Source organism: Mailhella massiliensis (assembly GCF_020741395.1).
GTDB lineage: Bacteria > Desulfobacterota > Desulfovibrionia > Desulfovibrionales > Desulfovibrionaceae > Mailhella > Mailhella massiliensis_A.
Genome location: NZ_DYZA01000110.1, coordinates 1 through 21291, shown reverse-complemented (window position 1 = coordinate 21291; position 21291 = coordinate 1). Strand labels below are relative to the sequence as shown.

The 21291-nt window shown below is 61.1% G+C and carries 18 protein-coding genes and 2 pseudogenes; 8 read left to right on the top strand and 12 right to left on the bottom strand.

The genetic code is table 11. The features are described 5' to 3' along the window. The 4 genes and pseudogenes from K8W16_RS05845 to K8W16_RS05830 all read left to right on the top strand — a co-directional run. Positions 1-95, top strand: a pseudogene (locus tag K8W16_RS05845) (IS5/IS1182 family transposase); the annotation flags it as partial. 73 nt (positions 96-168) lie between these two features. Further along, the gene (locus K8W16_RS05840; RefSeq protein WP_304122032.1) at positions 169-897 is read left to right on the top strand and encodes a TAXI family TRAP transporter solute-binding subunit; all 729 of its coding nucleotides are present in this window, start codon (positions 169-171) and stop codon (positions 895-897) included. 133 nt (positions 898-1030) lie between these two features. Continuing rightward, the gene (locus K8W16_RS05835) at positions 1031-3121 is read left to right on the top strand and encodes a TRAP transporter permease (RefSeq protein ID WP_304122031.1); all 2091 of its coding nucleotides are present in this window, start codon (positions 1031-1033) and stop codon (positions 3119-3121) included. Beyond that, positions 3118-3609: a translation initiation factor IF-2 gene (locus tag K8W16_RS05830; RefSeq protein ID WP_304122029.1), complete on the top strand. Its 492-nt coding sequence runs from the start codon at positions 3118-3120 to the stop codon at positions 3607-3609. Before K8W16_RS05835 ends, K8W16_RS05830 begins: the two co-directional genes overlap by 4 nt. A 339-nt stretch (positions 3610-3948) precedes the next feature. Here K8W16_RS05830 and K8W16_RS05825 read toward each other — a convergent pair whose 3' ends face one another. The 6 genes from K8W16_RS05825 to K8W16_RS05800 all read right to left on the bottom strand — a co-directional run bounded on the left by K8W16_RS05825 (position 3949) and on the right by K8W16_RS05800 (position 10530). Beyond that, positions 3949-5586: a hypothetical protein gene (locus tag K8W16_RS05825; RefSeq protein WP_304122028.1), complete on the bottom strand. Its 1638-nt coding sequence runs from the start codon at positions 5584-5586 to the stop codon at positions 3949-3951. 71 nt (positions 5587-5657) lie between these two features. Continuing rightward, positions 5658-7502, bottom strand: coding sequence for a hypothetical protein (locus K8W16_RS05820; protein WP_304122026.1), 1845 nt, complete (start codon positions 7500-7502; stop codon positions 5658-5660). A gap of 285 nt (positions 7503-7787) precedes the next feature. Beyond that, positions 7788-8237, bottom strand: a complete 450-nt coding sequence (locus K8W16_RS05815; protein ID WP_304122024.1) for a glutaredoxin family protein — start codon at positions 8235-8237, stop codon at positions 7788-7790. 101 nt (positions 8238-8338) lie between these two features. Continuing rightward, on the bottom strand, positions 8339-8845 hold the full coding sequence (locus K8W16_RS05810; protein WP_304122023.1) for a peptidylprolyl isomerase: 507 nt from the start codon (positions 8843-8845) through the stop codon (positions 8339-8341). A gap of 63 nt (positions 8846-8908) precedes the next feature. Then, positions 8909-9874 (bottom strand): asparaginase, encoded by a 966-nt coding sequence (locus K8W16_RS05805; protein ID WP_304122022.1) that lies wholly within the window; start codon positions 9872-9874, stop codon positions 8909-8911. Further along, positions 9871-10530 carry a YigZ family protein gene (locus tag K8W16_RS05800; RefSeq protein ID WP_304122020.1) on the bottom strand — a complete coding sequence of 220 codons (660 nt, stop codon included), beginning with the start codon at positions 10528-10530 and terminating at the stop codon, positions 9871-9873. The genes K8W16_RS05805 and K8W16_RS05800 overlap by 4 nt, the downstream gene beginning before the upstream one ends. 171 nt (positions 10531-10701) lie before the next feature. Between K8W16_RS05800 and K8W16_RS05795 the strand changes: the two genes are divergently transcribed. From K8W16_RS05795 to K8W16_RS05785, 3 genes are all read left to right on the top strand, one after another. Next, positions 10702-11193 carry a rubrerythrin family protein gene (locus tag K8W16_RS05795; protein WP_304122018.1) on the top strand — a complete coding sequence of 164 codons (492 nt, stop codon included), beginning with the start codon at positions 10702-10704 and terminating at the stop codon, positions 11191-11193. 497 nt (positions 11194-11690) lie between these two features. Further along, positions 11691-12431, top strand: a complete 741-nt coding sequence (locus tag K8W16_RS05790; protein WP_304122017.1) for a sulfite exporter TauE/SafE family protein — start codon at positions 11691-11693, stop codon at positions 12429-12431. A 272-nt stretch (positions 12432-12703) separates the two neighbouring features. Continuing rightward, positions 12704-13420, top strand: a complete 717-nt coding sequence (locus K8W16_RS05785) for a sulfite exporter TauE/SafE family protein (RefSeq protein ID WP_304122015.1) — start codon at positions 12704-12706, stop codon at positions 13418-13420. A gap of 306 nt (positions 13421-13726) precedes the next feature. Here K8W16_RS05785 and nadB read toward each other — a convergent pair whose 3' ends face one another. From nadB to nadC, 3 genes are all read right to left on the bottom strand, one after another. Next, the gene (gene nadB / locus K8W16_RS05780) at positions 13727-15304 is read right to left on the bottom strand and encodes an L-aspartate oxidase (protein ID WP_304122013.1); all 1578 of its coding nucleotides are present in this window, start codon (positions 15302-15304) and stop codon (positions 13727-13729) included. A gap of 265 nt (positions 15305-15569) precedes the next feature. Next, a complete protein-coding gene (nadA, locus tag K8W16_RS05775) occupies positions 15570-16628 on the bottom strand; it encodes a quinolinate synthase NadA (protein ID WP_304122012.1) in 1059 nt (352 codons plus the stop codon). Positions 16629-16635: 7 nt separating this feature from the next. Further along, a complete protein-coding gene (gene nadC, locus K8W16_RS05770; protein WP_304122010.1) occupies positions 16636-17652 on the bottom strand; it encodes a carboxylating nicotinate-nucleotide diphosphorylase in 1017 nt (338 codons plus the stop codon). A 126-nt stretch (positions 17653-17778) separates the two neighbouring features. On the opposite strand from nadC, the gene mgtE reads away from it, so the two are divergent. Then, positions 17779-19461: a magnesium transporter gene (gene mgtE / locus K8W16_RS05765; protein ID WP_304122008.1), complete on the top strand. Its 1683-nt coding sequence runs from the start codon at positions 17779-17781 to the stop codon at positions 19459-19461. A gap of 95 nt (positions 19462-19556) precedes the next feature. Here the strand turns inward: mgtE and K8W16_RS05760 are convergent, their stop codons facing one another. The 3 genes and pseudogenes from K8W16_RS05760 to K8W16_RS05750 form a co-directional block, all read right to left on the bottom strand. Further along, on the bottom strand, positions 19557-20093 hold the full coding sequence (locus tag K8W16_RS05760) for a hydrogenase maturation protease (protein ID WP_304122007.1): 537 nt from the start codon (positions 20091-20093) through the stop codon (positions 19557-19559). 387 nt (positions 20094-20480) lie between these two features. Continuing rightward, positions 20481-20741 carry a hypothetical protein gene (locus K8W16_RS05755; RefSeq protein ID WP_304122006.1) on the bottom strand — a complete coding sequence of 87 codons (261 nt, stop codon included), beginning with the start codon at positions 20739-20741 and terminating at the stop codon, positions 20481-20483. 2 nt (positions 20742-20743) lie between these two features. After that, positions 20744-21291, bottom strand: a pseudogene (locus K8W16_RS05750) (argininosuccinate lyase); the annotation flags it as partial.

Genomic DNA, 21291 nt, shown 5'->3' with positions numbered 1-21291 from the left:
AGGATTGGCGCAGAATAGCCATGCGTTATGACCGTTGTGCCCACACGTTCTTTTCGGCTATTTGTCTCGCTGCCATTGTCATCTTTTATATTTAATGAGTCCTGAACCTAGATACGCGAAGATGCTCTCATCGTTTGAGGCTGCCGCACAAATCCGCTGTATAGCGATATGGCTCAAGCTGTTAACTTAACTCGTGTAGACACTATCTACAAGGGCATCGGCGACTGGGAAGGCAAGCCCGTGACCAAACTGCGCTTCGTGTTCGCCCTGGCCCCCGAGGCCGTCACCTTCGTGGCCGCCGAAGATTCCGGCATCAAAAGCGTGAAGGACGTAAAGGGGAAAGTCATCAATCTGGGCGACCCCGGTTCCGGGAACCGCATCAACGCCCTTCAGGTGTTCAAGGAAGTGGGCCTCGAACCCGGCAAGGATTTCCGCGGTGAAGGCCTGAAGCCTGCGGACGCGCCCCACACCCTGCAGGACGGCCGCATCGACGGCTTCTTCTACACCCTGGGCCATCCCAACGGGAACATCAAGGAAGCCACGGCCGGCAAGCGCAAGTGCCGTATCGTGCCCATCACCGGCATGGACAATCTGCTCAAGGAATGTCCCTACTACTCCAAGACCACCATCGACATGAGCCAGTACCCCGACGCCTCCAATGCCGCCGACGGCAGCGTGGAAACCATCGGCATGCTGGCCACCTTCGTGACTTCCGCCGATACGCCCGACGATATCGTCTACGCCATAACCAAGGAAGTGGTGGAAAACCTCGACGAATTCAAGAAACTCCACCCGGCACTGGAAAGCATCACCAAGGAAAGCCTGCTGGAAGGCCGCACCGCTCCCTTCCACCCCGGCGCCGAAAAGTACTTCAAGGAAGCCGGCCTGCTCAAATAAGGGCGGCACACGGGCTTGCGGGGGCGGGCTGCGGCCTTGCCCCCGCTTTCTGTTTTCTCCCCGCCCCCGCGCTCCCGGCCCGGAGCGGAAAAAACGCTCCTTTCTCCTACCATCTCCACCTGTGGACACAGCCATGCCTCAAAAACATATCCCAACCGCTCCCGCCGGGGACAAGTACAAGGAAGACGTGGCCCATGCCGAGCACGGCATGCGCGGCGACACCATGGGCATCACGGCGAAGATCACCTTCGTCATAGCCCTGTGCTGGTCGCTCTTCCAAATGGCCAGCGCCAGCGTGCTGCTCATCGACTCCATTTATGTGAAGTCCATACACCTGGCCTTCGCCATAACCCTCGTGTACTTCAACATTCCCATGATCAAACCCTCGGCCTCCTCAAGGTGGGACCTGCGCATCCTGCTGGCCATGAACAGGGTCACCGTCATGGACTACATTCTGGGCATCATGGCCGCCGTAGCCGCGCTCTACATTTTCCTCGACTACACGGGCCTCTCCTCCCGTCCCGGCTCGCCCATAGCCCGCGACATACTCATGGGCATCATGCTCGTGGTACTTCTGCTTGAAGCCACGCGCCGCGTTCTCGGGCCGGCACTGCCCATCATCAGCACCGTGTTCATTCTCTATGTATTCACAGGGCCGTACCTGCCCGATTTCCTGGCCTTCAAGGGCGCGTCGCTCTCGCGCTTCATCTCGCAGATCACCATGGATACGCAGGGCGTGTACGGTATTCCGCTTCAAGTGTCGGCCACCGTGGTCTTTCTCTTCGTGCTCTTCGGCACCATGCTCGACCGCGCGGGCGGCGGCACCTTCTTCACGCAGCTTGCCATAAGCGGCCTCGGCCGCTACCGCGGCGGCGCGGCCAAAGCCGCGGTGTTCAGCTCCGCCCTCTCCGGCATGGTCTCAGGCTCCAGCATCGCCAACGTGGTGACTACGGGCACCTTCACCATCCCGCTCATGAAAAAGGTGGGCTATCCTGCGGTGAAGGCGGCGGCCATTGAAGTGGCATCCTCCGTCAACGGCCAGCTCGCCCCGCCCGTCATGGGCGCGGCGGCCTTCATCATCGCCGAATACGTCAACGTGCCCTACATCGAAGTGGCCAAGGCCGCGGCCATACCGGCCTTCGCCTCCTACGCCGCGCTTTTGTGGATCACCCATGTGGAAGCCTGCAAGCTCGGCCTGCGCGGCCTCTCCAAAGACGAGCTTCCCCGCGCGTGGGATGTTCTGCGCGGCGGCCTGCACTTCCTCTTCCCCCTCGCCATGCTGCTCTATGAGCTCATCGCGCTCCAGCACTCGGCCGAGCTTTCCGTGTTCCGCGCCATCATCGTGCTTGCGATCATCATGATCTTCCAGCCCGTGTGCGTCGCGGTAGTGCGCAAGACCTCCAAATGGAAGGCCCTGAAGGAAGGCCTCGCCCTCACCGTCTCCTCCATGGCCGCCGGGGCCAACAACATGGCGGGCGTGGCCCTTGCCACGGCTTCTGCCGGCATCATCGTGGGCTGCGTGTCCCTGGGCCTCGGCCAGCAGATCACGTCCTTCGTGGAAATCCTGTCCATGGGCAACATCTTCCTTCTGCTCATCATCACGGCGGCGGCGAGCCTCCTGCTCGGCATGGGCCTGCCCACTACGGCCAACTACATCATCATGGCCTCCCTCACCGCGCCCGTGCTCGTGGAACTCGCCTCCGGCTTCACCATCCACGGAACGCAGCTCGCCGTGCCGCTCATGGCCGCGCACCTCTACTGCTTCTACTTCGGCATCCTGGCCGACGATACGCCTCCCGTGGGCCTTGCCGCCTATGCGGGCGCGGCCATAGCCAACACCTCGCCCATCGCCGTGGGCATACAGGGCTTCTTCTACGACATACGCACCGCCCTTCTGCCCCTCGTCTTCATCTTCAACCACGATATCATACTCTGGAACATACACAGCATGCCCGAAGCCGTCATGATCTTCTGCATGACTTCCCTCGGCATGATCTGCTTCTCCTCCATGATTCAGGGCTGGTACATCACGAAAACGAGCATCGCGGACAGGCTGCTTCTTTTCGCCGCCACCGTCGCGCTCATGTATCCCGCGCTCATCACCGGCTTCTTCCTGCCCCATGAACAGCGCTACTTCGGCTACCTCCTCGGCCTTGCCCTCATGGTTCTCACCTGGCTCCGCCAGAAGGCGGGCGCGAAGTTCTCCCGGGAGGCTGCGGCATGAAAAGAAGAAAAGGTATTCTCGCCAAGCGTTCCCTGCGCCCGGCGGTGGAAAAGAAGGCCCCGGAAAACAATGTGCAGCAGGAATTGCAATGCGCCCACTGCAAAACCGTGTTCCCCGACTTTCTCGGGCGCTGCCCGGAATGTGGGAGCGACGAATGGACGGCCCTTGTGGAAGTGAACCCCTATGCGCGCGTGCCCATGGAAAGCCTCATCAAGGGCTGCGCCCATCTGCTCTGGATGCTCGGCATCCTCGGCTTCTTCATCCTCGTCTGGCAGATGGACAGCCCGGACGACGCGACCAACCGCATGTACCTCTATGCGGCCATTGCCACGCTCGTGGTGTGCATCCTCATCTCCACGGCCTTTTTCAGCCTGAGCGAGCTCATGCGCCGCATCCTGCGCATACAGCGCCGCCTCAAGTTCTTCCATGAGCATTACAACGAAACCCATCCCGTGAAGCACGTCTGGAAATCGCACAAGGTGGAATAGCCCCTCCCTGCTCTTTCCGACGCCACACTCCCGCTTCCCTTCAAGGAGGCGGGAGTTTTTTTCCGGCAGCGCCGCTCGAAAAGCATGTCCCGCCGGAGGCAAAGGCTCCGCCGCTCTGCTCCAGAAAAGGCAATATTCCCCCGGGCGTACCGCATCGGGAAAAGGGCGGAGCCTCCTTTGCATGGAAAAAAGCGCTTTCCCGGCCGCCTATCTCCCGGCAAGAACGCTTTTCCCGGGCCCGGAACCTGCGCCCGGCATGAAGAAGAGGCGCGCCGGACAAAGGACCCGGCCGAAAAAAAGGCGGCGGAGATCCGTCGCCTTCATGAACGCCTCAAAGGCTCAATCGGGGGGAAAGAAGTCGGCCAGAGGCCTTGCCCCGGGCTTTGCCGACAGGCTCAGGGGCAGGGATCCGGGATTTGAGAGGAAGGCTTCAGAAATCGCGGCCATGCTCATGGGCTGCGCAGGCATGAAGTTCAGCCGCACTTCGCCGGGAGCCGTCAAAAGACTCCGTATCACGGCGGAAAGTTCACGCAGCAGCCTGTCCGGGTCTGCGCTGAGCTTATCCGCCTCCTGCGTCACACCGGCCGCCCACTGCCCGGGCGTCATACCCTTTTTCCGGGCGAAATACTCCACCCCCAGGGCAACGATGCCGGAAAGCTCATAGGCGACGTTCAGCTTTTCCACCCTGATTTCACGGAGCAGCGCAAGGTATGCTTCTTCGTCGGCCCCGGCGATCATCATCCCGTCCATGACGTCCATGTCGCCCTGCATGGAGACTTCCCCCTCCATACGGAAAAGAGATTCCACGTCATACGTCCATCTGGCGGAAAAAGCCCTGTCGCTCTTCAGCGTTTCCGCACTCATGCTCAGGAAAATCCCCTCCGGCACATGGCGGGCCAGCAGAAGGAACATCTCATCCCCTTCCTTCGGCAGGCTGAGGCGGAAGCGGGAAAGCTCCGTTTCGGATCTGACCGCGCCCTGCTCCGCCATGGCCAGGCGACGGGTGAAGCCCTCAGCGCTGAGCTCGAAGGGATACCCGAATCCGCTCATGGCGATGTTTGCGCCCTTCAGCGCCACCGAAGAATATGCCGGATGCGTTTTATAATACGTCGACAGGCGAACCGCCAGGGCGTTCGGTTTTTCTTCGACCGGAGAGGAAGCGGCCTTGCCGCCCTGCGTCCCGGCCCCGGCATATTTCTTCTGCGCCAGGTTTTCGCTTAAGAGCCGGACGAATTCCGCCATAAGCTCCGGCTCGGGAAGGAGCAGCCGCTTCATCTCCATCTGCGGCAGGGAAAGGAACATGTCGGGGCCGGAAAGCCTGAGCCCTGAAAGGTACAGGCTCACGGGGGGAACCTTCTCCTCACCGCGCGGCGCGGCGATGCCTTCGGAAAGGCCCGCCTTCCCCAGTTCCAGAGTCAGGGGAGAAGTCATGCCCGGCTCGGAAAGCTTCACCTTCACACCGCTTATGTCCAGCCCGTCCAGGCGGCAGCGGTACAGCTCCTCATAAAAGGAGGAAGCGCAGGGATTGCGGCGATACTCTTCCAGAAGCACGCCGAGACGCTGACGCCAGCCCTGTATCCGTATTTCGTCGACGCTCTGCTCCACGCTCGAGCTGCCGAGCCGTATGGTGTCGGACAGGCCCGCAATCATGATGCGTTCCGCCAGAAGGGGAAGCTCCTCAGCCTCGCGGGAACTCTTCCACCAGACAAGCAGGCTTCGGTCCATGCCCTCCAGCTCCGCATGCTCCACGGAACCCTTGCGCACGACGCCGCCCTGCTCCGGCAGCTCATACGTCACGCCCTTCAGGGTGAGAGTGTTGCCGAAGAGGCGGTAGCGTATTTCCCCGGCCTGCACGGACTTCCCGGCAAGAACTCCGGCCACGGACTTTTCCACAATGCCTTCAAAAACGTGCACGCCGCCCCATCCGGCAAGCACCGCCAGAAGGAGAACCCCTCCGACAATAGACGCTTTCTTCATATCGTTCCCTTTGTTCCGCCATAATGTGAGGGCCCCTCCGCCCGGCAAGGCGGAAGGGCCCGGAATGTTTTTTACTGTTCAGCCTTCTCTGGAGCGGGAGAAGCCTTCACCGCAGGAGCCTCGGGCACGGCGGGCGTTTCCGGCTGCCTGGGCAGCTCGGGCGCAGCGGACGCCGCAGGCGCGGCGGGTTCCTCAGCCTTTTCAGGCGCAGCGGGTGCGGCAGGCTTCTCAGGCGCAGCGGGTGCGGCAGGCTTCTCAGGCGCGGCGGGAGCCTTCTCCTTCACGGACAGGTACTCCGCCAGAGGCTTCGCGCCGGGCGTGGACGTGAAGGAGAACGGCAGCATCTCAGGGGCCATGAACGCCATGGTGAAAAGATCCATGAAGCTCATGGGCTTTTCCGACTTGAAGCTCATGCCCATTTCCCCGGGAGCGGTGAACTGATCCTTCAGGAGGACTCCAATTTCCTGATACAGCTTGACGGGAACCGCCTCAAGCTCTCTTCCCATCTGCACAATGGTTTTCGCCGCCTCTTCGGGGGTCAGGGAGTACTCCGGAGCGGCGAGTTCCAGCACCATGGCGAGGAGGCCGGAATCCTTGTACGCGGCGGAAAGCTTCTTCAGTTGCAGCTTCTGCAGCACTGCGAGGCCGGCATCTTCCGACGTAAGCAGGGAAAGATTGTTCAGCGCGGCGAAATCGCCGCCGTACACACATTCGCCGTCCAGCACGCCCAGGCCTTCCAGCTCGTAACGGGCAACGCTTGCGAGCTCGTCCTTCCCGGTACGGATATCGCCCTTTATATTCAGCGTAATCCCTTCCGGCGCGTAATGGGACAGAACGGCAAACACGGGATCCCCTCCCCGGGGCAGGATGAACTTCAGCCCGGAAAGATCCACCCCGTCCTTCTTCACGTCCGCGCCTTCCCTGCTCTGCGTATGGAAGAAGCCCTTCAAGGCTACAGTCATGGACTCCGGCTCAGCTTTTAAGGTGAAGTTCATGCCCTGCACGCCGAAAAGCGTGTAGAAAAGATGCGTATCATAGTACTTCAACAGGTTCGTCAGCGCGGAGTCCAGCATGTCGTCTGCCGCAGGCTCCGCCTTCGCATCCTTCCTGTCAGCCGCTTTCCCGGCGGCAGCCGGTGCAGTCTCCAGACTGTCATAAAGCCCAATGATGCCCTCCATGGCTTCCGGATCGGGAAGGAGCAGGTCCTTCACTTCCACACGCTGCAACGTGCCGAAGGCGGACTTGTGGGAAAAGCTCAGGCCGGAGGCATACATGCTTATGGGAGCAACCTTCGCGTCACCGCGCGGCGCGGCGACGCCCTGGGAGAGGGCCACCTTCCCCACAGCGAAGGAGAGAGGATCAGACATGTCCGTGCTGGTAAGCACGCTGTTTATGTTGTTGATTTCCAGCCCGTCCATGCGGTAGCGGTACAGTTCCTCATAAAAGGGCGCTTCGCCCTTATGCTTGCTGCGCTGATCCAGAAGCAGCCCGAGACGCTGATACCAGCCCTTTATCTGTACGTCGGCTATCTTCTGCTCCACGCGGGTGTTGTCGACATGGATACTGTCGACAATGCCCGAGGCGGTGATGGATTCCGCCACGATGGGCAGCGTATCCGCGTCGTAGGCGGGCATATTGGGCTTGACGAACATGCACTTTCTGTTGAACCCCGTCACTTCCACGCTTTCAATGGTGCCCTTGTGCATGATGTGCTCGTGGGGGAGCTCGTATTCCACGTTCTTCAGGCTGAGCGTGTTGCTGAGGAAGGAATAGCGTATTACCTCGGCCTGCGCGGGTACGGCGGAAAGCGCGGCGTAGACGGCGTCTTCGGTATAGCTTTCAAGGATGCGCAGCCCCATGTAGCCGGAAAGCCCGGCCCAGAAGATAAGGCCGCCCGCAATGTATTTCTTGTTCATCCCAACTCCTTGCGATGTGAATAGTTCTGACGGATTGCCCGGCAGCCGGCGATGGTGCCCGCGCGGGAGAATACGGGGAGAACCGCCATGAAGACGCTTCCCCTCTCATGCGGCTTCCCGCCTTCTCCACAAGGCCGACGGCTCCGGGCAGGAAAGGAAAAACGCACGTCTGCCGGAGGGCTGGAAAAGGCGGGGAAAACCGCGCCTTCCCCAGCCGGAAAGCAGGCATGCGCAAGGCAGCGCTGTCTGGACGCCGAATGGCAAAAGACTCCGCCGCTTCAAAAGCTAGTTCAGGCCGAGCACTTTCCTGACCGCCTCTTCCCGGAAGCCCACCACGCTGCGGCCGTCGGGCACGACCAGCGTGGGGAAGGAGCCCCTGGGATTGTGGGAGCGGAGCGTGGCCATGATTTCCCTTCTGGCCGGATTCTCAAACTCGTCCACATACACCAGGCGGTGCTCTATGCCGTGCCTGTCAAGGAAATCCTTGAGGCGCACGCAGTGACGGCAGGTATGCAGCGTGTACATGACGGGCACGCCGCAGGAGCAGGGGTCGACCCCGCAACGGTAAAGCTCATCCATGCCCTCGGGAATCCCTTTTTCCGAAACGGGAGGCAGGTTCTTTTCCGGGACCGGGGCAGGTTCCGGTTCCTTTTTCTTACGGAAGAACAAGATGAGCAGAAAAACGACGATGACGACAACCCCAACCAGCGGCAAGGCTCCTGATCCTGTTTCCACGAAACGCTCCTGAAACCGGCCCGTGCAGGGCCGTCTGCCCGTGCTCCGCGGCACGGAAAAAACAAAAGAGCCGGCAGGACCGGCTCCTCCGCCCCGGGCGGCTATTCAAAACGTCCGACGCGGGTGATGACGACCATATCCACGGGGACGGCCTCATGTTCACCCTGCGCCTTGACCTTCAGTTTCGCTATCTTGTCCACCACGTCCATACCGTCTTCCACGCGGCCGAACACGCAGTAGCCGTAGCCTTCGGGCGTGTCGTCCTTATGGTCGAGCTCCTCGTTGTCCACCAGATTGATGAAGAACTGGGCCGCGGCGGAATGAGGCTCGGAGGTACGCGCCATGGCGAGCGTGCCGCGCTTGTTGGAAAGGCCGTTGCCCGCCTCGTTCTGCACGGGTTCATGGGTAGGCTTCTCGTCCATGCGCACGCCGAGCCCGCCGCCCTGTATCATGAACCCTTTAATAACGCGGTGGAAAATGGTGTTGTCGTAAAAGCCTTCGTCCACATAGCGGAGGAAATTGGCCACCGTGGCGGGCGCCTTGTCTTCAAAAAGTTCCAGCAGAATATCGCCGGAGGAAGTTTCCATCAGGATAAGGGGATTGCTCATTGCTGACTCCGCAGAGATAATTTTTTTCTTTCTGACGCAAAAAGAAGGAAAAGGCAAGGCGCTCTAGACGGGCCTTTCCATGAAGGCCCGCACTTCCTCCGCGCCTCGGCAGTGGTGCAGGGCCTGCATAAGGCGCACCGCCAGGATTTCCACGGTCTTATCGCCGCCGGAAACGGCCCCCAGACGCGCGGCGAGCACGCCTATGGGGTAGCGCGACAGATCCACACCGTCGAACACGCACTGGGAGGCGCACACTATGACTACCCCCTTTTCCACGGCCCGTTGTATGGAAGGAAGAAAGCTTCCCCTTGCGTCGTTGGGCACGCCGCCTGCGCCGAAGCCTTCAATGATGACGCCGCGGTATCCCGCATCCACCAGCATATCCAGAAGCTCGGGCCTTGTCCCGGGGATGAGCTTGAGCACGCATACCCTCTTCTCCAGCCCGGTGACGAGGCAGAAAGGCTTCCCGTCCGGGGAGCGCCGCTCCCTCCACTGCACGCCCTGAGGGGTGATCTTTGCAAGAGGCGCGTTCACGCTGGCATAGGCGGCAAAGCGCTCCGTATGCATTTTCTTGGCCCTTGCCCCGTCGATGACTTCGCCGTGGAACACCACATACACCCCGCCCACCCCCTCGCAGGCCGTGAAAAAAGCGTCGCGCAGGTTGCGCGGAGCGTCGGAACCTTCCATGGCCATGGGAAGCTGGGAGCCGGTGAGGATCACGGGCTTCGCAAGATGCCTCAGCATCTGGTACAGGGCCGCAGCCGTGTAGGCCAGAGTGTCCGTGCCGTGGGTAATGACGAAGCCGTCGAAATCTTCATAGCTGTCCGCCACGGCCCGGGCCATGGCCTCCCAGTCTTCGGGCTGGAGATTGCTGCTGTCGAGGTTCATGAGCTCGCGCACGCTCACCCGGCAGGGCAGGGCCCCCAGACTCTTCAGCATGGCCTCTCCCGAAAGCTTCGGCACCAGGCCGTCCTCCGAAGGTTCGCAGGCAATGGTACCGCCTGTGGCCAGCATAAGTATGTCCTTCATCCCTTCTCCTCAGCCGGTACAAGTTCGCTCATGCCGTCCGTGCATTCCCGCAGGGCCAGACGGCATGCTTCAAAACATTCTTCAGGCAGTTCCAGCGTAAAAAGGGCGGACTCGCCGAAGGACTCCTCCGCCACCTTCGCCTGAAAGCGGGGCAGAAGGCGGTAGAACCTGTCCGCATGGGCATAGTCCACGCGCGCCCTGGCCCGCAGGAAAACCTTTTTTTCCGTCACGGGCAGAAGGGCGAGCGCCTCCTTCACCCCGTTCTGATAGGCGCGCGTCAGTCCGCCCGTGCCCAGCTTGATCCCGCCGAAATACCGCGTCGTCACGGCCGCCACCTCCCCCACGCCGCCGTAGAGCAGCTGACTGAGCATGGGCCTGCCTGCGGTGCCGTGGGGCTCCCCGTCGTCGCTCTGCCCCACCTTCGCCGTTTCCCCGGGCCGCCCTGCGGCATAGGCGAAGCAGTGATGCCGCGCATCGGGAAATTCCTTCCGCACACAATCCACAAGGGCAAGCGCCCTCTCCCGGCTGTCGGCGCGGGCCAGCGTGGTGATGAAGCGGCTGCGCTTGATCTCTTCCTCAAAACGCACCCACATTTTCCCGCCCGGGGAAGAGGCATCGAAGAGGGGAAGGTCGGGAACTTTGTAGCCGGATGCCATAGAATTCCTTTGATAACAGATGGTTAAAAATAAAAAACGAAAAATTTTTCCAAAGTCGGAAAAAACTCTTTACAAAGCCGGAACTCTGTCCTAAATAAGAATCGTTCCTGTTACGGAATACAACACAGATAATCGGACAAACAACAACGTCTTTTCGCACAAGGAGCTGTCATGAGCAAGACCTACGACAACCTGATGGAAGCTTTCGCCGGTGAATCCCAGGCCAACCGCAAGTACCTCGCCTTTGCCGCCCAGGCGGAGAAGGAAGGCTGCAAGCAGGCCGCCAAGATGTTCCGCGCCGCCGCCGAAGCCGAAACCATCCACGCCCTGGCCCATTTCCGCAACGCCAAGGAAGTCAAGAGCACCGCTGAAAACATTCAGGCCGCCATTGCGGGCGAAACCCATGAATGTGTGAACATGTACCCCGGCATGATCCTCGACGCGAAGAACGAAGAGGAAATGGCCATTGCCAAGTATCTCGACATGGTCTGCAAGGTGGAAGGCGTGCACGCCGAACTCTATAAGGATGTGGCCAACGATCCCACTACCGATGCGGAAGACTACTACATCTGCCCCGTGTGCGGCTTCATCAGCAAGGGCAAGTTCGACGGCAAGTGCCCCGTGTGCGGCGCTTCCGGCGAAAAGTTCTACACCGTGAAGTAAGTTCGCTTCAGGCGGCCCCCTCCGGGGGGCTTCCCCGCCGCCGGTATTCCGGCGGCTTTTTCTTTTAAACGCTGCCCTTCGAGTCGGAAGCGCAGGACCCGTACAGCTCCTGCGCAGGGAAAAACGCGCTTTTTCGGGCAGCAGCATATGGAGGCCTCCGGCACAGAGGACGCCGGAAAAGAACGCAACGCACGCCGGAGATAAGAAAAAACAGGGCTGCGGGCCGCCTTTCGGCCCTATGCCGTCCGCAAGGATGCAGCTTTTTCCGCCTCAGCCAGTCTCCGGACGGGCGCTTTGCAGAAGCGATGCATACCCTGAACGCGCAGAAGCACGCCTGCGCACAGCGTATGAAGGATCCTTCCTGAAAAGGAGGAAATGCCGCAAGCCACAGGCATCCGCCCTTCTCTCTCCCGCCGGGAAAATCCCCTCTTTTTTCCATTTACAAAAGCCTGCCAAAGGCATAGACGCATGCTTTACACCACTTTCTGAGGCTAAACATGAACCACGATTTACTCATCATCGCAGGGGCATGGATCATAGGGGCTTTCATCAACGGCCTTACGGGCATGGGAGGCACGCTCATCGCTCTGCCGCTCATTTCCCTGTTCCTTTCCTCCAAGGATGTCATTCTTATCAGTCTTATTTCCGGGGCCATGGTGGGGCTGCTGACGCTCCTGCTTTACGCGCGCTATATCGACATGAAGGAAGTTCTGGGATTCTGGCTCCCCGCCCTTCCGGGCATCGGGCTCGGGATATGGACCCTGAAGGTCGTAGATATCACGCTGTTGGAGCTTCTGCTGTGCATACTCATCGTCCTGCACATTGTGGTGCAGCTCGTTCAGGACTGGCTGGGCACCTGCATGGCTCCCCGCGCCTGCATGAGGTACATCTGCGGCTTCGCAGCGGGCTTCTTCGGCGGGGCTATCGGCATCAACGGCCCCATCATGGCCATTTACGCTTCGCTCATGTGCATGGAAAAGAACAAGGCCCGCGGCTTTTTCGCAAGCTCCACCGCAACATCCCTCATCAGCATCGGCATCATGGCCTGCAACGGCCTGATTACGGAGCATGTGCTCTCTTCCTCCTCCTGGGTGGCGCCCTCGGCGGTCATAGGCTTTCTGTGCGCCTGCCCTCTGGCCAAGCGCATCCGGCAGGAAACTTTCCACGTCGCCCTGCTCATCCTTCTGGGCTTCGCCGCGCTTTCCCTGTTCATCCGTATTCTTCCCGCCTTCTCCTGACTCATACCCCGGGGAAGAAAAAGCCCCTACGGGGCATGAAACGCCGCTGCGACACTTCAACGGATAAGATGCGGATGCAAAAACGCGCGGGAAGACGCCTGTGCGGGACTCATGGGGATTTCTGCGGAAAAAAGAGAGGAATCCGTATCGTCACCGCATTGCGGCGGAAAGCGCTTCCGCCCGGGATTTTTCCTTTTTTGCATCTGCAAAAATTCCCCAAAAGCATAGACGCTTGCTTTACACCACTTTCCGAGGGCAGCATAAACACTGGCTTGCTCATCATAGCCGGAGCATGGTTCATAGGAGCTTTCATCAACGGACTTACGGGCATGGGAGGGGCACTCATCAGTATGCCTCTCATTTCCCTGTTCGTCTCCTCCAAGGAGGTCATCCTCATAAGCCTTATCACGGGAACCATGGTCGGCTCCCTGACCATGGTCTTCTACTGGCGCTATATCAATGTCAGGGAATTGCTGGGCTTCTGGATCCCCGCCATTCCGGGCATTGCCGTCGGCGTATGGACGCTGAAGGTCGTGGACATTTCGCTGCTGGAACTTCTGCTGTGCATACTCATCGTGGTACAGCTCATTCATGACTGCCTGGGCGTCTGCATGGCTTCCCGCGCAGCCATGAAATATGTCTGCGGCTTCTTGGCCGGCTTCTTCGGCGGGGCTATAGGCATCAACGGCCCCATTATAGCCATTTACGCTTCGCTCATGTGCATGGAAAAAAACAAGGCGAGGGGCTTTTTCGCCAGCGCCACCGCCACTTCCTACATCAGCATCGGGGTTGTGGCCGGAAACGGCCTTCTTAAGGAACAAGTGCTCTCTTCCTGCTTCTGGGTGGCGCCCTCGGCAGCCATCGGCTTTCTGTGCGCCTGCCCTCTGGCCAGGCGCATCCGGCAGGAAACTTTCCACGCCGCCCTGCTCATCCTTCTGGGCTTCGCCGCTCTTTCCCTGTTCATCCGTATTCTTTCCGCTTTCTCCTGACTCATACCCGGGGAAGAAGATGTACCCATGAGGCATGGAACGCCGCCCGCCGCAGAGGGCTTTTTCGTTTCTCCGGCAACGGCGTCTCTGCCGGAGAAGATTCGCGCCGCCCTCCCTTCACGAAAACCAGCCGCCCAAGCCGCGCTTCCCTACTCCCTGAAAAGCGCCGGAACAAAAACCGGCCCTTTTCCGCATGGCCCTCGGCGAGCCCCTTACCCTGCCCGTACCTTTAAACGACGCTGCCCCGCATGGAGCGGGGCAGTCCTGCGCACGGGCTTTCCCCCCGGACAACCGGGGGAAAAAGCTCTAATCCTTGCGGTAATGGCAGCCCAGGCTCTGCTTGTTGCGCATGGCGGCCTGGGTAATGAGATATGCCGTCTGGCAACCGTGGAAAAGGTGTACCAGAGACTGTGTGAGCGGCGTATGCCGGTAGAAATCGTGCAAATGGCTCGAAAGGTCGCGCAGGTCGGCAAAGGCGCGGCGCAGCCTGCTTTCCGTGCGGATGATGCCCACATAGTTCCACATGGTGTGGCGTATGGTGGCCCAGTCCTGGGCGATGAGGGCCGGGTCGTCGTTGTGCTCGTTGCCGGTATGCTTCCAGTCCTCAATCTCGGCGAACACGCGCGTGTCGAGAGGCTCCGCCGCCATGCGGGAGGCAATGTCGACTCCGGCGGAAATACCCCACAAAAGCGCTTCCAGAAGCGAGGTGCTGGCAAGGCGGTTTGCGCCGTGAATACCCGTGCAGCTGCATTCGCCCACGGCATAGAGCCTGTCGAGGGTGGTTCTGCCGTGCAGATCCACAAGGATGCCGCCGCAGAAATAGTGCGCCACGGGCACGATGGGCAGAGGCTGAACGCGCATGTCGATGCCTATCTTCCGGCAGCTCTCAAACACGGTGGGGAAACGGCGCGTCACGTCGCAGTCGAGGGTGGTGCAGTCGAGCAGCATGTGGTTTTCGCCGGTGGCGAGCATTTCACTCACAATGGCCTGGGAAACAATGTCGCGGGGAGCAAGGTCGCCCCGGCTGTCGTAGCGGGAAACGAAGCGTTCGCCCTTGCCGTTGACCACATGGGCGCCTTCCCCGCGCAGGGCCTCGGTGAGCAGCGGAATCTGCTGGGCGTGATTGTAGAGGCCCGTGGGGTGGAACTGCATGAATTCCATGTTGGCAAGGCGCACGCCGGCGCGGTGCGCCATGCTGATGCCCGAGCCCGTGGCCCAGGGGTTGTTGGTGGAATACAGATAGACCTGCCCCACCCCGCCCGTGGCAAGTACCGTCATTTCCGCAAGGTGCAGCTCCACTTCTCCGGTGGCGTCGTTGAAGGCGTAGGCGCCCACGCACTGATTGGTGAGCTGGTAGTGGCAGGAGCGGCAGCGGGCATGGTGTTCCGTAGTCACAAGATCCACGGCCGAGCGCCCGGCAAGCACGGTGATGTTCTCGTGGGCGGCCACGGCGGCGTGCATGTACTCAATGATGGTTCTGCCCGTGTAGTCCGCACAGTGTGCGATGCGCGGCACGGCATGCCCGCCTTCCAGCGTCATGTCCCAGGAGCCTTGCTCATTGCGGTCGAAGGGCACATGAAGCTTGTCAATAAGCATCTTCTGCACGGCCTCGCCGCCGTGCCCGGCAAGGAAGTGCACGGCCTCGGCGTAGTTGTAGTCGTGCCCGGCCACGAACATGTCGTGCTCCAGGGACTTCTGATCCTCAGGGTCGGTGGAAAAGACTATCCCACCCTGAGCCATGGCGGAATTGCCGCCGTCGAGGCCCTCGGTGGGCATGAGGAGGTGCACCTCGAAGCCTCTGTCGGCCAGAGTGAGGGCGGCAGCACAGCCGGCAAGGCCGGAACCTATGACTAGAACCTGGGAACGATAGCGTAATGCGTTCATAACTGTCCCGAACTGCGGCAGGCTCCGCAGCAGATGGATGCCGGAAGCACCCGTTGTTGTACCGATGGAGAGACAGGTTTCCCGAGCCGCCCCGAAAGACGGCGGAAACACCGGAAAAGAACCTTGAGCGCGGCAGCTTTCCCGGCCGGGGAAAAGCTGCGCGGGAAAAAAGACCCTTCCGGGCGGGGACGGGCGCATGCCGGAAAAACGATGCCCGGAACTCGCGGGCCTGAACCTTGCTGCGCCATGATACCCCGGAATCGCTCTAACGGCAATGCTCCAGCATGCGGACGACGGCCTTGCGCGCAGGCTCTTTCATGGCCTCTTCCACGACGACCTCGCCCGCGCCGTTCTCAAGGCTTTCCAAGGTGGCGAGAAGCTTTTCTGCGTCCACCTTTTCCATGTCCGGGCAGGAGGCCTGCGCCAGGGGAATGATGTTGATGCGCCCGGCATGGCGCTCCATGAGCCTGTGTACGAGGTGGAATTCCGTGCCTATGCAAAGCGCCTGTTCACGGCCTTCGGCGGCGGCCTTTTCCACTTCCTTGATGAGGTAGGCGGTAGAGCCCGCGCCGTCGCAGCGTTCCACAACTTCCGGCGTACATTCGGGGTGCACAAGCACGCGGCAGCCGGGGAAATGGCTGTGGAAGGCGTCCACCATGTCGGGCTTCATGAGGCTTTCATGGATGGGGCAGCAGCCCGGCCAGAGCAGAAGTTTTGCGTTGCGCGCCTCATCGCTGTCGAGTTCGTTCCCGGAGGCGGAAATGAGCGCCTGCCGCTCTGCGGGGATGCCGAGGACGCGCGCCGTATTGCGGCCGAGATTCCTGTCGGGGAGAAAAAGCACGGCGTCGCCCTCGCCCGTGGCCCATTTCAGCATGGTTTCGGCATTGGAGGAGGTGCACACCGCCCCGCCGAAGCGCCCCACCACGGCCTTCACGGCCAGGGAGGAATTGACGTAGGCCAGGGGGACCACCTTTCTGCCTGAGGCGGCGAGCTTTTCCAGCACCCTTTCCACATCGGAAGCGCGGGCCATGCGGGCCATGGCGCAGTCGGCCGAGTGGTCGGGCAGATACACCTTCTGCCCCGGGCGGGCCAGAAGAGCGGCGGATTCCGCCATGAAGTACACGCCGCAGAACACGATGCTGCGGGCCTCTATGTCGGGGATGCGGCGGGCCAGCTCCAGGGAGTCGCCCACAATGTCCACATGGCGGATGATTTCATCGGCCTGGTAGTGATGGCCGAGAATGACGAGATCAGAGCCGAACTTTTTTTTCAGCTCCGCGATGCGGGCATGCGTCGCATCCAGTCCGCGATCCATAACATCCATAAACACCTCAGATATGTTCCGGGCACTTCCCGGTGCATGTTGCTTTGACTCCGCGCTCCATCCTCATGCTGAAATCGGCCGAAGGCGCGGAGTGGGTAATGCGCCCCACGGAAATGAAATCCGCCGGGCGCTCCGGGCAGGCTTCCGCCAGGGTGCGTATGCTTTCCAGCGTCACTCCGCCGCTGATCTCCGCTTCTATGTCCCGGGGAATGAGGGGAAGCACTTCGGCAAGCTGGGCGGGGCCCATGTTGTCGAGCAGGATGCGCTCGGGGCGGCTCGCCACGGCCTCGGCAACCTCGGCCCTGTCGCGACATTCCACCTCGATGGGCGGGCAGGGATGATAGCGCTCCCGAAGGGACTTCACCGCGTCGGTAATGGAGCCCGCCGCGTCGATATGATTGTCTTTGATCATCAGCATGTCGCCGAGATTCATGCGGTGATTGCAGCCCCCGGCCACGCGCACGGCATATTTTTCCAGATAACGCTGGCCGGGCAGAGTCTTTCTCGTATCGAGCAGGCGCACGCCCGTGCCTTCCAGGCGCAGCACATATTCCCGCGTGAGGTCGGCCACGCCGGAAAGGTGCGTCATCAGGTTGAGGATGATGCGCTCGGCCTTCAGAAGCTGCACCGTACGGCCGTGCAGGCGCGCCACCACGGTACCCGTTTCCACGAGAGCCCCTTCCTTCACTTCCGCCTGCCAGGAAGAAGGATCCATGCCCGTCACGGCGAGCACCAGGCTGATAAGGGGCAGCCCCACCACCAGCGTGCGCTGCTTGGCCACGATATAGGCGGAAGATTCCTCCTCTTCAGGGAAGATGCCGAGGCTCGTCAGATCCGGCCCGTCTTCCTCGAGGGCCATGCGGATGAGCCGCACGGCAAAGGCGCAGGCAGTTTCGGAAAGCACCGCCGCGGTATCGGCGGGAACGGTCACGCCCTCCACATGAAAAACAGAACTGTTCCCCGCCGCCATATTGGAACTTGCCCCTGCGGCGTGAGCGTGATATTCAAAATCGTCTTTGGACATGTCCGCCTCTTTACTTTTCCCTTCCCGGGAACAGGCCCGGGACGGCAATCGCCATGAAATGGAGTGAAGCAACAGGCTAGGCGACCTCTCTCGATTCGTCAAGAGTGTTTGGGGAGAAAGCAGGATATGAGTAAAAAAACACAATCAGAAAGAGAAAACGCCCCCGATTCCCCCATGCTTCAGGCTCCTGAGAACCGCCCCCTTTCCGCGCGGGAAAACGCCGCCGAAGCCCCCTCCTCTTCCGGGGCTTCCGACCTCACCGCGGTGCCCGTTGCCTCCGGAAGTCCGGCCGAAGCTCCCGGAGCCTCTTCCGTGAAGGACAGCCTCCCGGAACAGGAGCGCTCCCTTGCGCAGCGAAGGGAGGAGGAACGGGCCGCGGCCTTTTACGCCTCCGCCCCGAGAAAGGCCTCTTCCCCGGAAGAGGAAAAGCCCGCGCCGGGCGCTGAGGCTACGGCAGGAGAGGAAGAAGGAGAAGACCTTTCCCTCTATGAAACAAGCGCCCGAGAAGCGGGGCTTGAGCTTTGCGGAAGCGACATAGAGAGCGACGATTTCGTGCATCCCGCCGACCGCGCGGAGCATCTTGAGCAGCTGCCCCTGAACAAGCAGCTGTGCGTGCTCACGCACCTTTCCACGGAAGAGGCGGCCGAGGCCCTCGCGGAACTTGATGAGGAAGTGGCGGGCGACGTGCTGGAAAACATGGACGCCGACGACGCGGCCCGCCTCATCGCGGAAATGGACCCTGACGACGCGGTGGACATTCTGGACGAGGTGGAGGAAGGGCACAGAGACATACTCCTGAGCAACCTTCCTGCGGACGACGCGGAAGAGCTGCGCATGCTGCTCAGCTTCGACCCGGACACTGCCGCCGGCGTGATGAATACCGATATCATCACGGTTTCCGTGAATTCCACGGTGGACGAGGCTATCCTGCTTATCCGCAGCGAGCTGGAAGAAAAGGAAATGCCCTACTACGTCTATGTGGTGGACAGTCAGGAAACTCTCGAGGGCGTCATTTCCCTGCGCGACCTCATGCTGGCAAGGCCCGGCACCATGCTTGCCGACCTGGTGAACCGGCAGGACGTGATTTCCGTACAGTTCGACACGGACAAAGCCGAAGTCGCGCGCCTGCTCGGGCACTACAACTTCCTCTGCCTGCCCGTGGTGGACAGGGACGATCATCTCATGGGCGTAGTCACCCACGACGACGTGCTCGATATCATCCAGGATGAGGCGAGCTCCGACATGCTGGGCATGGTGGGCGCAGGCCAGGATGAGAATGTGGATACTCCCTGGACGCGTTCCATACGCATCCGCCTGCCGTGGCTCGTCATCAACATGTTCACCTCGTCGCTTTCGGCCTTCATCGTTTCCCTCTTTGAAGGTTCCATCGCGCAAATGGCCCTTCTGGCCGTGCTCATGCCCATGGTGGCCAATCAGGCGGGAAACACGGGGCAGCAAGCCCTTGCCGTCATGATCCGGCAGCTCGCCACGGAAAGTTTCGACGCCAGGCGTTCCTGGGGGGCGGTGTTCAGGGAAAGCAAGATAGGCCTCGGCACCGGCATCTTCATGGCCGCCCTGGCCTATGCGGGCGTCATGGCCATAAGCGGCAACGGGAAGCTCGCCTCCGTCATGGGCGTGGCCCTTCTTCTGGACATGCTGCTCGGCGCCGTGGCGGGCGGGGCCATTCCCCTGGTGCTGCGCGCCCTGGGGCGCGACCCGGCGCAGGCCTCCAGCATCTTCCTCACCGCCCTCACCGACTCCGGCGGATTTTTCATCTTCCTCGGGCTGGCTACCGCCTTCCTGCTGTAGGCACAGCCTGCCGCAAGCGCTTCCCTGCGGCCGCCTTCCCCTTGCTTGAAAGGTGGCTTTCCTGCGGCATGCCCTGCCCCGGGCATACTCCGGCGTCAGGAAAAACGGCGCCCTTCGCCGCAGACGCGCAATGCCTCAGCCTCTCCCCCTCCCCCGTCGCCCTCTCCATGCTTACCGCTCAGGGCAAGAAGGTGCACCTTCTCCCGCACCATGGCGAGATAGGCGGAAAGTGCCGCACGCACGGGGGAAGAAAGTTCCATGCCCCAGCTTGTGATATCATAGGGCTCCATGCCCGCCACATACAGGGCGGGACGCTTCCCGCGTAGGGCGGCAAGGTCGAGAGCATCCAGAAGGTCGCCCTCATGCAGGCTGAGCTCTGCCCGCCCCACCCGGGCAAGCTCCTCACGGCCGAGCCAGCACAGCGCGCCGGGCTTTCCCCCGAAATGCACGGCGTCCAGCGCCACAATGCAGTCGTAGGCTTCCAGTAGAAAAAAGCTGTCGACCAGTGAGGCACCGAGTTCCAGCAGGTCAGCGCCTTCAAGCCCTTCTTCCGCCAGACGGCGTACCGCGTGCACACCGAGCCCGTCGTCCGTTTTCAGGATATTCCCCATGCCGAGCAGAAGTATGTCCATCGCTCCCTCCTGCCCGCCATGCTGCCTGTCGGTACGCCAAAAGACCATGATAAAAGGCGGCATCGCCCCCCCCTGCAACAAAGCGGAGCCTTCCCGAAGGCAAGGCCCTGTTCCCGTTTCTGCCAAGGTAAAAGCCTGCCCCGCTTCCCGGATGGACCTTTCCTCATCTTCCCGGGCATGGCCGGGCCTCGTCCGCTTCCGTCCGCGGCAAAACGCGGGCCGGAGCTTTCCTCCAACGCCCTTTCCTTCAACAGCCGTCTCTGAGCAGGCAACGTCGCTCCCCGGCCAGACTCTTTCCCCGCTTCCTCCCGGAATACAAAACCCCGGCGGATATGCTCCGCCGGGGCTTTTTCCTTGTTGCTTTTTCGCCCGCAGGCACGGCCTGGCCTAGTAGAAAAAGCCCTCCCCTTCCGGGGTGACTTCCACATCCTGCGTGATGGGGTCGATAAGGCGACAGTAGCCGTAGTTCAGCCATTCATCCAGTACGTTCAAAAGCTCCTCCCGGGCAAAGCCCTCTTCCACGGACTGTTCCAGAATCTTCGGAAAGAAGCCCGCAGGCAGAGGGCGCGGCGCGCTGTGAACAGCCTTTTTCAGCCAGTCCCTGGTTTCCTCAAGCGTAGCGGGAGCGTGCTTTTTTCTGCGCGGCATGGCTATTTTCCGCCCTTTTCCAGCCAGAGCTTCATCTTTTCGAGCTGACGGGCCACGGATTCCGGCCCCGTACCGCCGGGCACGTTGCGGCGGGCCACGGCGGTATCGTAATCAAGGGACGCATACACGTCTTCATCAATAAGCGTGCTCAGGGAACGCAGCTCTTCCAGCGAAAGGTTTTCCAGGCCCACACCCTTCTCCTCGGCCATGGCCACGGCGCGGCCGGAAACATGGTGCGCTTCGCGGAAGGGCAGCCCCCTGGTCACAAGGTAGTCGGCAAGCTCGGTGGCGTTCAAGAAGCCTGCGGCAAGGGCCTTTCTCATGCGTTCAGGGTGGAAGGTGATGCCTTCCAGCATGTCGGCCATGAGGGAAAGGGAGTGGCGCACCGTCTTGTCGGTGTCGATGAAGGGGATCTTGTCTTCCTGCAGGTCGCGGTTGTAGGTGAGGGGGATGCCCTTCATAATAGTCATGAGGTTCACGAGGTTGCCGTAGGCGCGCCCCGTCTTGCCGCGCATGATCTCGGCCACGTCCGGATTCTTCTTCTGCGGCA